This is a genomic window from Alishewanella maricola, assembly GCF_016343785.1.
GTDB classification, from domain to species: Bacteria; Pseudomonadota; Gammaproteobacteria; order Enterobacterales; family Alteromonadaceae; genus Alishewanella; species Alishewanella maricola.
The window spans coordinates 45765-59761 of sequence record NZ_JAEINI020000006.1; the positions used below are offsets into that span (position 1 = coordinate 45765).

General features: G+C 47.1%; 14 protein-coding genes. 5 read left to right on the forward strand and 9 right to left on the reverse strand.

Going from position 1 to position 13997, the window contains the following annotated elements; all coding sequences use genetic code 11:
* Window positions 1-182: 182 nt before the first annotated feature.
* On the forward strand, window positions 183-680 hold the full coding sequence (greB, locus tag JAO78_RS10595) for a transcription elongation factor GreB (protein ID WP_226751325.1): 498 nt from the start codon (window positions 183-185) through the stop codon (window positions 678-680).
* 101 nt (window positions 681-781) lie between these two features.
* Window positions 782-3085, forward strand: coding sequence for a Tex family protein (locus JAO78_RS10600; RefSeq protein WP_226751326.1), 2304 nt, complete (start codon window positions 782-784; stop codon window positions 3083-3085).
* 14 nt (window positions 3086-3099) lie between these two features.
* On the opposite strand, the gene JAO78_RS10605 is transcribed toward JAO78_RS10600, so the two are convergent.
* From JAO78_RS10605 to bioH, 3 genes are all read right to left on the reverse strand, one after another.
* Window positions 3100-4017, reverse strand: coding sequence for a putative metalloprotease CJM1_0395 family protein (locus tag JAO78_RS10605; RefSeq protein WP_226751327.1), 918 nt, complete (start codon window positions 4015-4017; stop codon window positions 3100-3102).
* 5 nt (window positions 4018-4022) lie between these two features.
* On the reverse strand, window positions 4023-4319 hold the full coding sequence (locus JAO78_RS10610; protein WP_226751328.1) for a hypothetical protein: 297 nt from the start codon (window positions 4317-4319) through the stop codon (window positions 4023-4025).
* Window positions 4320-4383: 64 nt separating this feature from the next.
* On the reverse strand, window positions 4384-5148 hold the full coding sequence (gene bioH, locus JAO78_RS10615) for a pimeloyl-ACP methyl ester esterase BioH (RefSeq protein WP_226751329.1): 765 nt from the start codon (window positions 5146-5148) through the stop codon (window positions 4384-4386).
* 26 nt (window positions 5149-5174) lie between these two features.
* Between bioH and JAO78_RS10620 the strand changes: the two genes are divergently transcribed.
* Window positions 5175-5933 (forward strand): ComF family protein, encoded by a 759-nt coding sequence (locus tag JAO78_RS10620; RefSeq protein WP_226751330.1) that lies wholly within the window; start codon window positions 5175-5177, stop codon window positions 5931-5933.
* Here the strand turns inward: JAO78_RS10620 and JAO78_RS10625 are convergent.
* A complete protein-coding gene (locus JAO78_RS10625; protein ID WP_226751331.1) occupies window positions 5888-8443 on the reverse strand; it encodes a M14 family zinc carboxypeptidase in 2556 nt (851 codons plus the stop codon). The genes JAO78_RS10620 and JAO78_RS10625 overlap by 46 nt on opposite strands.
* 124 nt (window positions 8444-8567) lie before the next feature.
* On the opposite strand from JAO78_RS10625, the gene nfuA reads away from it, so the two are divergent.
* Together nfuA and JAO78_RS10635 are read left to right on the forward strand one after the other, a co-directional pair.
* A complete protein-coding gene (nfuA, locus tag JAO78_RS10630; RefSeq protein WP_226751332.1) occupies window positions 8568-9146 on the forward strand; it encodes a Fe-S biogenesis protein NfuA in 579 nt (192 codons plus the stop codon).
* A 67-nt stretch (window positions 9147-9213) separates the two neighbouring features.
* On the forward strand, window positions 9214-10227 hold the full coding sequence (locus JAO78_RS10635; protein ID WP_226751333.1) for a polysaccharide deacetylase family protein: 1014 nt from the start codon (window positions 9214-9216) through the stop codon (window positions 10225-10227).
* Window positions 10228-10238: 11 nt separating this feature from the next.
* Here JAO78_RS10635 and JAO78_RS10640 read toward each other — a convergent pair whose 3' ends face one another.
* The 5 genes from JAO78_RS10640 to JAO78_RS10660 are packed head-to-tail and all read right to left on the reverse strand — an operon-like array spanning window position 10239 to window position 13996.
* A complete protein-coding gene (locus JAO78_RS10640; protein WP_226751334.1) occupies window positions 10239-10874 on the reverse strand; it encodes an SCO family protein in 636 nt (211 codons plus the stop codon).
* Window positions 10864-11775 (reverse strand): heme o synthase, encoded by a 912-nt coding sequence (gene cyoE / locus JAO78_RS10645; protein ID WP_226751335.1) that lies wholly within the window; start codon window positions 11773-11775, stop codon window positions 10864-10866. The genes JAO78_RS10640 and cyoE overlap by 11 nt, the downstream gene beginning before the upstream one ends.
* A gap of 1 nt (window position 11776) precedes the next feature.
* Window positions 11777-12769, reverse strand: a complete 993-nt coding sequence (locus JAO78_RS10650; RefSeq protein ID WP_226751336.1) for a COX15/CtaA family protein — start codon at window positions 12767-12769, stop codon at window positions 11777-11779.
* Entirely contained in the window at window positions 12766-13278 is a 513-nt protein-coding gene (locus tag JAO78_RS10655; RefSeq protein ID WP_226751337.1) for a redox-active disulfide-containing membrane protein, read from the reverse strand. The genes JAO78_RS10650 and JAO78_RS10655 overlap by 4 nt, the downstream gene beginning before the upstream one ends.
* Window positions 13271-13996, reverse strand: a complete 726-nt coding sequence (locus JAO78_RS10660; RefSeq protein WP_226751338.1) for an SURF1 family protein — start codon at window positions 13994-13996, stop codon at window positions 13271-13273. Before JAO78_RS10660 ends, JAO78_RS10655 begins: the two co-directional genes overlap by 8 nt.
* Between the last annotated feature and the right edge of the window lies 1 nt (window position 13997).

The window sequence follows — 13997 nt, forward strand, 5'->3', positions numbered from 1 at the left end:
TTCAAACGAACACGCCATCACTAAGACAAGGCAGCTCCTTTATTCTAAAAGAGCTGATGATGTAGCGCGGTAGGCCCCTAAAAGGCTTTACGCCAACAACGGCTTTGATTGATAATCAGCACTAGCAACTGGCAACATCGCCCAACACTTTATGCTTTTTTTAACAAGGCTTGTTACTTCTCGTGAAAAGAACCAGCAGTAAAACAACATTGATCACGCGCGCCGGATATCAGCAATTAAAAAACGAACATGATGAACTGTGGTTTAAAAAAAGACCCGAAGTCACCCGTATTGTTAGCTGGGCTGCCAGCCTTGGGGATCGCTCAGAAAATGCGGATTATCAGTACAATAAACGTTTATTGCGACAGATCGATAGCCGTATCCGTTTTTTACGAAAGCGCTTAGATACGCTAAGTATTGTCGATTATTCGCCACAGCAAGAAGGTCGTGTTTTCTTTGGCGCATCGGTTGTAATTGAAGATGATGATGGTCAAACGTTATCCTTTCGGATTGTCGGCCCAGATGAAATTTATGGTCGCAACGATTACATTTCTATCGATGCTCCGATGGCCCGCGCCTTACTCAAAAAACAAGTTGATGATATGGCCACAGTGCAAACACCGACCGGACTAAAAGACTGGTATATCGTTGCTATCCATTACCCCGATGCAGCATTGTAAAATGTCACGCTATTATTTTCTCGTTAAGGCCTTAGCCTATACTCATTTAACTCACCAACGTCTGCCTCGTGGTTACTGCACAATGCAGACAGGAAGCTATTATGTCTATCATTGTTAAACAAATTGCCGCCGAAATTGCTGCTCGTCCAGAGCAAGTTGCCGCAGCCATCGCTTTATTAGATGAAGGAGCGACAGTGCCCTTTATTGCCCGTTACCGCAAAGAAGTGACAGGCGCTTTAGACGACACTCAACTTCGCACCTTAGATCAGCGTTTAACCTATTTGCGCGAGTTAGAAGAGCGTCGGCAAGTGATCTTAAAAACCATTGCTGAGCAAGGCAAATTAACCACTGCGCTAGAGCAGGCATTATTAGCCGCCGATAATAAAACCCGTTTAGAAGATTTATACCTGCCTTATAAAACCAAGCGCCGTACCAAAGGCCAATTAGCTATTGAAGCGGGGATCCTGCCGCTAGCGGAGGCATTATTAGCCAATGCGATGCTGCAACCTGAGCAAGCCGCCGCTGCGTATATCAATGCTGATGCCGGCTATACCGATGTGAAAGCGGTGCTAGATGGGGCAAAATATATCTTAATGGAGCAATTTGCTGAAGATGCGGATTTGTTAGCTCGACTACGTGAATACCTTACTGCCAATGCGCAATTACAAAGCACAGTAGTTAACGGTAAAGAAGCGGAAGGCGCTAAATTTAGTGATTATTTTTCACATACCGAACCGCTGAAACATGTTCCTTCACACCGCGCCTTAGCGATGTTTCGTGGACGAAACGAAGGTATCTTACAATTACAATTGATCCCCGATGCTAACGCTGAGCAACCGCATGCTATCTGTGAGCAAATGGTGGCGAATCACTTTAAATTGCGCCAGCTTGATCGCCCTGCCGATGCGTTTTTACGCACCGTGGTGCAATGGACTTGGAAAGTGAAACTGCAACTTCACCTAGAAAATGACTTACTTAGCGAATTGCGTGAGCGCTCTGACGCCGAAGCCATCAAGGTGTTTGCGCGTAATCTAAAAGATCTGCTAATGGCCGCGCCTGCCGGTATGCGCCCTACACTCGCGCTCGATCCTGGCCTACGTACCGGCGTTAAAGTGACCGCCATTGATGAAACAGGCAAGGTGCTTAATCACACGACTATCTATCCTCATGCACCAACTAATCAATGGGACAAATCATTACAAGCGCTGATTGCCCTATCTAAACAGTATCAGATTGAATTAATTGCGGTGGGTAATGGTACCGCCTCGCGAGAAACCGATAAACTGGCCGCTGAAGTGATAAAAGCCTTACCACAACAACGTATCAGCAAAGTCATGGTGTCGGAAGCCGGCGCTTCGGTTTATTCAGCATCTGAATTAGCGGCCTTAGAATTTCCCGATCTCGATGTCTCAATTCGTGGCGCAGTCTCAATCGGCCGTCGCTTACAAGATCCGCTTGCCGAACTGGTCAAAATTGAACCCAAGGCCATCGGTGTTGGCCAATATCAACATGATGTCAATCAGAGTTTATTAACCAAATCGCTCGATGCCGTAGTCGAGGATTGCGTAAACGCTGTTGGTGTTGATCTGAATACCGCTTCTGCCGCCTTGTTAGCCAGAGTGGCGGGCCTGAATAAAACTTTGGCACAAAATATTGTGCAATATCGCGATGAGCATGGTCGCTTCAACACACGTAAACAACTATTGAAAGTGCCACGCCTTGGCCCTAAAGCCTATGAACAAGCGGCTGGCTTTTTACGCATCAACAATGGCGAAAACCCGTTAGATGCCTCTGGTGTGCATCCTGAAGCCTATCCTTTAGTGGAAAAAATCTTAGCGGCACACCAAAAAAGCGTGGAGCAAATTATTGGCAATAGCAGCTTTTTACAGCAGCTTGATCCGGCTCGCTTTGTTGATGAACATTTTGGTTTATTGACCATCGCCGATTTAATCAAAGAGCTCGATAAACCAGGGCGCGACCCGCGGCCAGAATTTCAAATGGCGCATTTTAAAGAGGGCGTGGAAACCTTAGCGGATTTAAAAGTCGGCATGCGTTTAGAAGGCGTCGTAACTAACGTCACCAACTTTGGTGCCTTTGTCGATGTCGGTGTGCATCAAGATGGTTTAGTGCATATCTCAGCTTTAGCCGATAAATTTGTCAGTGACCCGCATCAGGTTGTTAAAGCTGGGGATATTGTGCAGGTTAAGGTGTTAGAAGTGGATGCGGCGCGCAAACGTATTGCTCTTACCATGAAATTAAACGAACCTACACAGCAGGCGACAACGGCAGCGAGTGGTCAAAAACCCGTAACCACTAAAACAGCCAAGGTAAAACCGCAACCCGAGAGCGCAAACGCGGCAATGGGACAGGCCTTTGCCGCCGCATTAGCGAAAACCAAAAAGTAGCGATGGGCTGAAACTTAGGCTTGTTGGCGCAGTGGCCGCTGTTGTGGCTCTGTCGCCAACTGGTAGAAGTTTTGAATCACTTTAGTACGTGTCTGCATCATGGAGTTTATTTCTAGGCGCTCACGCTGCGGTAATACAATACCGGCAACCGGTGCCGACTCTACTTGCTGAGGGGTGTCTGTTGCCGTCGCAGCATTCAACGAAGCAGTTGTTTCACTATTAGCTGTTGAACTGGCCGCAGCTTCAATCAGCTTTTCGGCATTTTGTGCTATTAATTCTGCCTGGGCCTGTTGCGCACGCTGACTCGCTGCCGCCGCAATACTGCGATCTGCCCCCGAAGGTTCAGCAGGCGCTAATGCCGCCGCTTTAACCTGCTGCATTTTACGAATAGTCTCTTGCGGATCACCTGGCACAGGACTGAGATCAATTTGCACTTCGCCACCGACAGCATAACGACGACCATCAGGGCCTTGTTGATAATCGTAACTGGGGCTACCGGCATAACGACCGCCAATGGTGGCATGCGCTTGCTCGTGTGCCCGCACTTCTTGATCGCGCGCTTGTAACTCACGCACTTCATTTTGCTCGGTTTGGGCTTGTTGTTCTGCCTGTTCAGCGGCTTGCCGCTCGGAAGATTTTTGCTCTGAAGCCTGTTGTTCAGAAGATTGCTGATCGGAAGACTGTTGCTGCCGCCCTTCTACCGCTTGTTGGGTTTCGGTTTCTTTACCATTACGGTCGTACAAAGTGACATTGCTGTTCGCATTGCCATTACGGGTGCGATCATCTGAATTTAATGCACGTTCAGCACTGCCCTTTTCAGTGTCACGAACAGGCTCCACCAACTCTCGACGCTGCATATCACGCCGCGCCTGTTCCGTTGCCGGATTCGCGGTGTTGATACTGACGTTAGGATAGGTGGATGTGATTTGCATAGAGTTTACACTCGAATATCGATGATACTACCGAGCATTTCATCTGCCGTACGCAAAGAACGAACGTTCGCTTGTGCCGCGACTTGTTGCTGCTCCATTTTAACTATGGATTGCGTTGTGTCTTGCACCGGCTCAGATGCTGTGGCAGCGGTTGCTTCACGATTGTTTTGTGCGGCAACATCTTGCTCTTGAATACGATTTTGCTGAGTTTGCCGATTGATATTAACGGTTTCTTCCGTAATCCCGGCACTCGCGCGCTGCAAACCTTGCATGCCTGCAGCATAAGCAGATTGTATTTGCATAGTGTGACTTCCGTAATGAGATCTATATTGATTAATTATTAACCATAAAGCCAGAAAAAGAAAGCTATTCCTTTGCCAACAACCCATTCTGTAGCCAACTGACAAACTCGTTAGGATGAGAAATAAAGGGCGCATGCGAGGCTTTGTTTAATACCGTGCAGTGCGCTTTTGGCAAAAGTGTTTGTAGTTCAGGCACTACCGCAACTGGCACCAATGAATCAAGCCGACCAAAGCAACCATACACCGGCTGGCTTAAGGTGCTAAACGTTTGCCTTAAATCTTGCTCTGTTAATAAACGTAAAGCCCCGTGTACGGCCTCGTCTGCAGGCAAAGGTGCGGCGGCAATCGCCTGTTTAAGCTGTTGAATATCAGCGCGGGCATGTTCTGATCCCATCGCCTGGATCGCCAGAAAACGCTGAATAGTCAGCGCAATATTCTGGGTCAGTGCTTGAGCAAATTGCTCGAGTACTGCCGCTTGCATACCAGGCCAGTTGGCGTTCGCCAGAAAACACGGTGAGGCGGCAACTAACCCTAATCGCGCAACCTTATTGGGATAACGTGCGGCAATGGCAATAGCTAATAGCCCCCCCAACGACCAACCGCATAGATAACTTTGTACAGGGATCATCGCCGCTAGTTGCGTTACAACGTCGTCAAAAGCATAGCCGCTTGGAAAACGCTGATTCTTGCCAAAACCCGGTAAATCTGGCGTAACGACCTGATAATCTTCTGATAGGGTGGCTTTAACTTGCTGCCAGACACCGCTGTTCAATCCCCAACCGTGCAATAGCACCAAGGTTGGCTTAGCATTTTTACTCATTTCTGCCATGCTTATTCCATTTACACTGACCACTGATGACTATGCAGCTACTCGATACATTGCGTTGGCTATGGCAAAAACTTCTGCCGTCTCCCTGTTTGTGGTGCACCCTGCCAGTGCTCAACCATCAGCAATTGCTTTGCCCTGATTGCCAAACTGCTTTACCCCAATTACCTTTTGCCCTCTGCCATTATAACCTGCTCTGGCTTCCGGCAGTCAGCAATGGTTTAACAGATTGCCAGTTTGATCGCTTACTCAGTTTAGCTTGGTATCAATTACCTTTTAAGCATTGGATCCGCCGTTGGAAATTTCATGCCGATGCCTATTCGGCCGCATTATTACAGCAGCAGTTTGTGCAACTACTGAAACACTATCAAGCTGCAGGCCACCCCTTGCCCGATGCGATTGTGTATGTGCCAATGACGCGTAAAAAAGAGCGGAAACGTGGCTTTAATCAAGCCAAAATACTGGCTGAGCTTGCCGCCAACAATTTGCAGTTGCCATTGTTGGATATTTTACAACGCAGCAAAGACGGCGCACATCAAGTGGGGTTAAATCGACAACAGCGCCAGAAGAATTTAAAAGGGGTGTTTCAAATAACTTGTGCCGGCAAATTACCGGCACATGTAGCATTAATTGATGATGTTGTGACAACCGGCGCAACAGCCAATCAGCTGACGCGCCTGCTAAAACAGCATGGTGCTAGCCAAGTTAGCGTTTGGACGCTGGCGGTAACCCCCGCGTTTAACTACTCGTCATCCTCTTCATCTTCCGCGTTAGCACTAAAACCATGACCTAAATACAGTGCGTTGACGAGTAAACGGCTTGAACCTTGGAAATAGCCACGGAACACCGGGTTATCCGTCATACCAATGACCCGACCACGACCTAAGTTATGCGCAACGAGAGCCGCACCTTCGGCTATGCGTGGTACGTATTCTGCTGCGGTGTAACCGGCTAAATGGGGTTCAGCACTGTACTTAGCAACATTAACAAAGGGTGCTTTGCTTGGCTGTAACAACACATTAGAGTTTTTAAACAGCGGCATATCTTTACGATTGAGACCAAAGGTTAACGGATGTGATAAATCCAATTCAGCATTAAAAATAGCCCCAGCAATGCGACGTTTGCCGGCCAAAGCCTCTTTATCAGCATAGGTTAATTCATTAGCAGGGATCAGCTCGGCCATATCATCTGCAGTCCACACCGCAGCTTGTAGCAGTTTGGCTTGCGCTAACAGAGTGGCGCCACCTTTATGACCCCACAAAATACCGCCTTGCATGGTCCATTGCCGCAAACGATTAATGTCTGCCTCAGACCAGCTGCGATAGTTACCATCTGGCACAATAATATGGGTATAACGGTTTAAATTAACTCGTGATAAGCGATCAGGCTCAATCATACTGGGTGAAACACCGGCTAAACGCTCGAGGTTAAACCACACTTCACCGGCTTCTGTGGAATTGACACCTGGCCCTGCCACCACTAACACTTGCGGTAAAGTAACAGGCGTAAAATTACTACTACCCAGATCACTACCACGACTGTTTAGCCCTGTGGTGAGGGTATAGATGGGTAAATTAAAGCGCTCTTGTATTTTTTGTAAGCGGAAAAACCAATCTGCATGTGGCTGTAAACCCGCAGGGATAACCATGGCACCCGCTTTAAAGCCGCGATTACCTTTGGTGGTAGTCCCCGTAAAATCACCCAGCGCTGCACGCACCACTAAACCTTCAGCCAGCATCGCATGCAGCATTACTGGGGCTTGCTGATCCTGCCAATTTAATACGTAGGCATAACCTTCTGCTTCTGGCGTTTGTTGCGGTGCCCGAGGCTGCCATTGCCAAGGTTGTTCAGCTAAGGCACGGCCAGGCTCGCGGTTGACCTGAACAAAATCAATGTTATAAGCATAAGGCAGGGTCCAAGCCGACACATCATAAAACGTGTTGTCATTAAAGGACTTATCGGTACTAAAGGCCGCTTTTAATAACCGATACTGCGCCTGTTGTAATGGCACATAATAACTTTGACCGGCTTTAAACTGTTGTTGCTCATATTGCCAATCTTGCTCTAATGGATATACCGTGATCTGATGCTGTGCTAATAAACGCAATAAGTCCGTTAAACGACTTTGATCTTGCGATTCCGTTAAGATATAGCCTTTAGCGCGATCACTGCGGGCTTGCTGCGCGGCAGACTCGAAAAACGCTTGTTGATAGGTTAATAGCTGTTGCCGATTGGTTACAGCACCACGAATAGTTGATAACGAGGCATCAAACTGGTTTTTAATGGCATCAGCAAAAGCTAAGACACCATTAATCGACTCTTGGGCATGGCCACGGCTACTGGCTTGTTCAAATAAGATGCCGACACTGCCATTGATATCCGGATAGGTTGAGCCTTTACCGATATAAAAATCATCGAAGCTTTCTTGCGTGTAATACAGTGCGCCTCGTTGATTAAAGGCTTGCGCATGAAAACCCGCCATCATTTTAGTCAGCTCAAAGTTGCGCTCAGGTGTTAATGGGTAATTGCGTGACGGAATGCCGGGCTGGAAGAAAAACGTGCTGTTGGTACCCATTTCATGATAATCGCCAACAATATTCGGCTGCCATTTGTGAAATTGCACTAAACGCGCCTGACTTTCCGGATGTTGCAGTAATAACCAATCCCGATTTAAATCAAACCAATAATGATTCGGTCGGCCGTTCGGCCAGGGTTCAATATGCTCTCGATGTTGTGGATCTGTCACCGCGACTTTGCCTCGATGCATATTCACCCAACTTGCAAAGCGGTCATTACCATCAGGGTTTAAACTGGGCTGAATTAAAATGATTGCCTGCTTTAACCACTGCTGTACTTCTGGATTAGTGCTTGCCGTTAAATAATGCGCTAAAACCAAGGCTGCGTTGGCGCCACTCGCTTCATTACCATGGATACTATAACCCAACCAAATGACCACTGGGCTATCTGCAGTAATGCGAGCATTGCCTTGCACCTGAGCTAAATGCTGCAAGCGAATTTGTTCTAAATTAGCTAAATTTTCAGGAGAAGAAACAACCAATTGTAGCAACGGCCGCTGCTCATGAGTTTTCCCGATAACTTCCAGTTGTGCTCTATCCGATTGAGCTGCGACCACTTCAAAATAACGTTGAATTTGATCATGTCGCGCATGCCAGTCACCCACTTTGAAACCTAACACCGCTTCAGGTGCGGACACGTCGTTAATGACTTTTTCGTTGAAGTAGTTGGCCTGTACCTGCCAAACTGCAAAAAACAAAATAATTGTAGCCAGTTTTTTCATTATATTCCCTCTAGAGTATTAGCCAAGTTAGCCAGAAAGCAGCACAAAACTCAAGCAGGGCTGGCATCGCTGCAATAGGAAGAGTATCATAAGGCATAACCTAGTAATTTAGTCAGGTACTACTATGATTGCAATTTCAGAACAGGCTCAAACCCACTTTGCCAAGCTGTTAGAAAAACAACCTGCTGGCACCAACATTCGGGTGTTTGTGGTCAACCCTGGCACGGCTCAGGCGGAATGTGGCGTGTCTTATTGTCCACCCGATGCGGTTGAAGAAACCGATATCACGTTGAACTTTACCGGCTTTGACGCGGTGGTTGATGAAGAAAGTAAACCTTACTTAGTGGACGCAGAAATCGATTTTGTGACCGATCAGATGGGTTCACAGCTGACATTAAAAGCGCCGAATGCCAAAGTACGTAAGGTGAGTGACAACGCCCCTTTAATGGAACGCGTGCAATATGTCATCGATAGTGAAATCAATCCGCAATTAGCCAACCATGGTGGCCGTGTTAGCGTGATGGAATTAACACCCACTGGCGTGGCAATCCTGCAATTTGGCGGTGGCTGTAATGGCTGCTCACAAGTCGACTTAACGTTAAAAGAAGGCATTGAAAAAGAGTTATTAGCACGTTTCGAAGGCGAGTTGTCTGGCGTAAAAGACATTACAGAGCACCAGCGCGGCGAACACTCTTATTACTAAGTGCGCTAGCAGCATTTTATTACCAACTATGCTATAACAGCCTCGATATCCTTATTGGGGCTTTTTTATGCGTGCGCTGATACTTCTGTTACTTTCGTTAATACTTTCTCCGGCTCAAGCGGCCGTAATGTTGATTTATCATCATGTTGCCAGCGACACGCCGCGTGTGAGCAGTGTTACCCCAGATGAACTTCGCGCCCATCTCAGTTATTTTCGCGATAACAACTTTCAAGTTATTGGCCTTGATGTGTTAATTCAACAATTAACCTCGGGACAACCGATTGCCGATAATGCCGTGGTAATCACCTTTGATGATAGTTATGAAAACAATTTCACCACGGCCCACCCTATTTTGCAGGAATTCGGCTACCCCTATACGCTTTTTATCAGCCCAGGCGCGATTGATCAGCGTATCGGGCCGGTGCTAACTTGGCCGCAAGTCAAACAAATGTCAGATGATGGCGTGTTAATCGCTAACCACGCCATGTGGCATGAGCATATGGCAACACGCAATAAAGATGAAACAGAAGTGGCTTGGTTAGAGCGGATGAAGCAAAGTATTCTGCAAGCAGAGCAGCGCATTCAAGAAGAAACGGGCCAACAGCATAAATGGTTAGCCTACCCTTATGGCGAATTTAATAATGCACTAGAAGATTTAGTGCAGCAATTAGGCTTTATCGGTATTGGTCAGCAATCGGGAGCCATTGGCCCTTTAACAAAATTAACGCGGATCCCGCGTTATCCTGCAGCGGGTCAGTATGCGGATCTCAAAGATCTCAGTCAAAAATTGCGTACGCTGGCCTTTCCTATTACAGAGTATGTGATGGCCGATCAGCAAGTCAGTGCTAACCCGCCTACACTGCGCTTATCCCTGCAAATAGAGGATTTTCGTCGGCAACAACTGCGCTGCTATGCAGGCAGTGAAGTGCTTGAGCCGGTCTGGTTAAATGCAACAACATTTGAAGTCACCGCCAGTAAACCTTTAAATCGCGGACGTAGTCGTTATAACTGCACTGCGCCATCGCTCAGTAAAAAAGGTTACTTTTATTGGTATTCGCAACCTTGGTTAAACGCAGGCTAAGGTCAATAACGTTATTTAAGTTGCGCTAACACCAACGGGAAATCAGCAAGCAGCTGTTCGGGATCAATCACCGGCGGCTGCCCAACCACCATCTCGGGTTTAAACATAGCTACCACTTGTCCTTGTGGATTCAATAGCACTACCGAAGCACTATGATCAACCAGATAATTGCCTTCGGCATTACTGCTCATGGCGTACATCAAACCAATATTTCGAACAAACGGAAACAGCTGATCGTGTCCTGCCGTAACACCTAACAATGCCGGTTGCTGAAAATAATTGACGTACTCGTTAATTTGCTTAGGTGTATCACGCTGTGGATCCACCGAAATAAACCAGATTTTCAATGGCTCGTTGAGCATTTTCGCTAATTCGGGCTGCACACCCGCAAGCTTAGCTAAGGTCAGCGGGCAAATATCTGGGCAAAAGGTGTAGCCAACAAAAGCGAGCGTCCATTGCCCATACAGATCTTGTCGACCAACGGTCTGACCATGTTGATCGGTTAAGCTAAACTCGGCTAAATTTCGCGCCTGAGGATACACCAATGCCTGCTTCGGCGCTGCGGGTTGTTGTAACATCAAAAATGTTAGCACACCGGCGACCAATGCCCCTACGGTCAATAATAAATAACTAATACTACGAAACATAAAGCGTTAATACCTTAAAATAATGATCGACCACTAACACCAAAAATAGCAACATTAAATGCACAATGGAAAACTTAAAGGTGGCCATCGCTGTGCTGGCCTCTGCAAAGAATTTCAGTTTCCACGCGTACTGCAAAAACCGTAAATTCAGTAACGTACTGGCCACTAAGTAAATAGCGCCGGTCATGCCGACAATATAAGGTAAGAGACACACAATGCATAGTATTAGGGTATATAACAGAATGGCACTTTTTGTATATTCAATGCCATGCGTTACTGGCAACATGGGCATATTCACTTTGGCATAATCATCGCGACGGTGGATAGCCAGCGCCCAAAAATGCGGCGGTGTCCAAGCAAAGATGATCATCACTAAGAGCAGAGCATGACCATGAATATCACCGGTAACAGCAGCCCAACCTAATAAAGGGGGCATGGCGCCCGCTAAACCACCAATCACGATGTTTTGCGGGGTGGCCCGTTTTAAAAACATGGTATAGACCACTGCATACCCAAACAAACTGAGTAAGGTTAACCATGCTGTCAGCGGGTTTACTGCAAAGTACAGCAAAACAAAGCCCGCTAAGGCTAAGCTGCAAGCAAAAATCACCGCTTGTTTGCTGCTAACCCGACCACGAGCCACTGGCCGACTGTGGGTACGAGCCATTTGTGCATCAATGCGCTGATCAACTACATGGTTTAACGCTGCGGCGGCAGCCGACAATAAACCGATCCCCACCGTCGCTGAAAACAACAAACCAAAGGAAATCCATTGATCTGTCGCCAACACCATTCCCACCCAAGCGGTTAACACTAACAAAGCGACAACCTTAGGTTTAGTAAGCTCTAAATAGTCGCGCCACAGCCGGCTGTGCATCCCTGATAATAATAAGGTTGCCATATTATCTCTCCCTGCCTTGTTGCTGATTAATTTGATAGACCGATACCACAACGAACATCAGCAAACTGGCACCGACAAAGTTGTGTGCAACTGCATTTGCTAAAGGTAGGTGTAGCACAATATTGAGCACGCCCAAGGTAAATTGCAGTAACAAGGTCGCGCCAATGGCCAGTGCTAAGCGCTGCATTAGCAAAGATTGGGCATTCTTGAATAAACGCCACGCATAAAAGGCCACCACGCTAAAGGTAATAAGCGCACCAATGCGGTGTAATACATGGATGGTGGCACGAGCATCTTGCGACATCACGCCATATTCGTAATCACCATGACCAAGATGTAAATCGAAGGCCTCTGCAAAAGCTAAACGATTTGACCATCCCGTTTCACACAGGGGTAAATCTAAACAGGCCAAAGCCGCATAATTTGCTGCAGTCCAGCCGCCTAGAGCAATTTGCATCAACACCACAATAGCCGCCAAGATGGCGAGAGGTTTTAGACGAAGCAATTGAGGCTCTCGACTAAGCCAATGAGGATGCACCTTAAGCCAATATAAAGCCAATAAGCAAAAAATGCCAAAACCAAACAGTAAGTGTGCCATCACTACCAATGGAAATAGGCCCATCGTAACCGTTAGTGCACCGAGCAAGGCCTGAAAACACACTAAGATAATTAACGCCGTGGGAATAATAGTTAAACGCCGTTGTTGCCAAACACTACTGATAAAGAGTGCGGCAATCAGCAGACCTAAAGTACCGGCCAAATAGCGATGCACCATTTCATTCCACGCTTTATGCGTTTCTAAGGGGCGCTCGGGAAAACGCTCAGCAGCTATTAACACTTTTTCTGGATGGGCCGGCACCTTCAAAAAACCATAACAACCTGGCCAATCTGGACAGCCTAAACCGGCGTCCGTTAAACGGGTGTAAGCGCCCAAAATGATCACGAACATGGTCCAGCACAGGGTCAAAGTGACCAATTTTTTATGTAATGTCATACGCTGGTCCTGTCGTAATTCATCAACTTCATTAAATCGCTGCGGATCGATTTAGCCGTAACCGCCATTTGTTCTGCTTGCTCTGGCATCGGATAACGCAATAACACCAGGCCGCGTTGATCAACTAACACAATTTGGTTTTGTAATGCCGCCGTTGCCGCATTGGTTACATCTGACTGCGGAAAATTGGCATAGTCAGCCGGTAATTGCTGGCCAACATACACCGTTTGCACTTGGTTTTGCTTGCGACCTAATCCGGTATACAGTTGCTTTACGGTGTATAAAGCTTGCTGGCAGGACTTTTGATCACACGCTGCAGCAACCACTGCAATACGCCAATGATCTTGGCGAGCACTGGCATCATCGAGTAAATAGATCTCTTGTTCCAACCAAGCCCCCTGACTGCTCGAACCAGGTGAAAACCAACCGAGCTCTAACACCAGCTTAGCCAAGGCCAATGGCAGAGCACAGCAGAGGATAAACAACAGCAGAAATTTGTTTTTATTCATGTTTTTTCTCCAATTGCAAACTAGCTGCAAGCGCAACACCTAATACCGCGATGGCTAAACCTAACCACTGCACGGCATAACCGCGATGTTTTTCGGGCGGTAACACCACGGCTTTATAGTGCGGAATAAAACGAGAGGGCGCTTGCTGATAAATAACGGCCGCATAAAGCGGTACCGGCAGTTGTTGTTGTAAAGCAGTGATATCGACTTGTTGCATACGCATCGGGTAAGTATTGCCTTCAAGGTTTTGCCCAAGCAGCACGCCACCTAATTTTGTTCTCACTAGACCCGATACACTGACTTCAGCAGGGATGGTTATTTCAGGTAAACTTTGACGACTGCTTGGCGCGGCAACCCAACCTAAATTAACGAGTAACGCGGGTGCCGTTGCTTGAAATTGCACCGGTATTAACACATCGTAACCGACGCGGCCTTCGACAATTTTATTATCTAATAACCACACGTAAGGGGCTAACCAACGGCCAGCATCTTCTACTAACACACCATCGGCCTCGGCACTGACCAAGTTAAACAGTTGCGACGCAGAGATAGCACCTTGCTGCTGCAATACGGCCAACTGTTGTAATTGCTCGGTTTTTTCTGCGGCACGTTGCCATTGCCAATACGACAGCTTGATTAATATTAAAAAAGCGGCCAGAGTAATAAAGCACCACAGCCGATTAACGTTAAATAAGTGACCGAACAACTTAAACTGCATC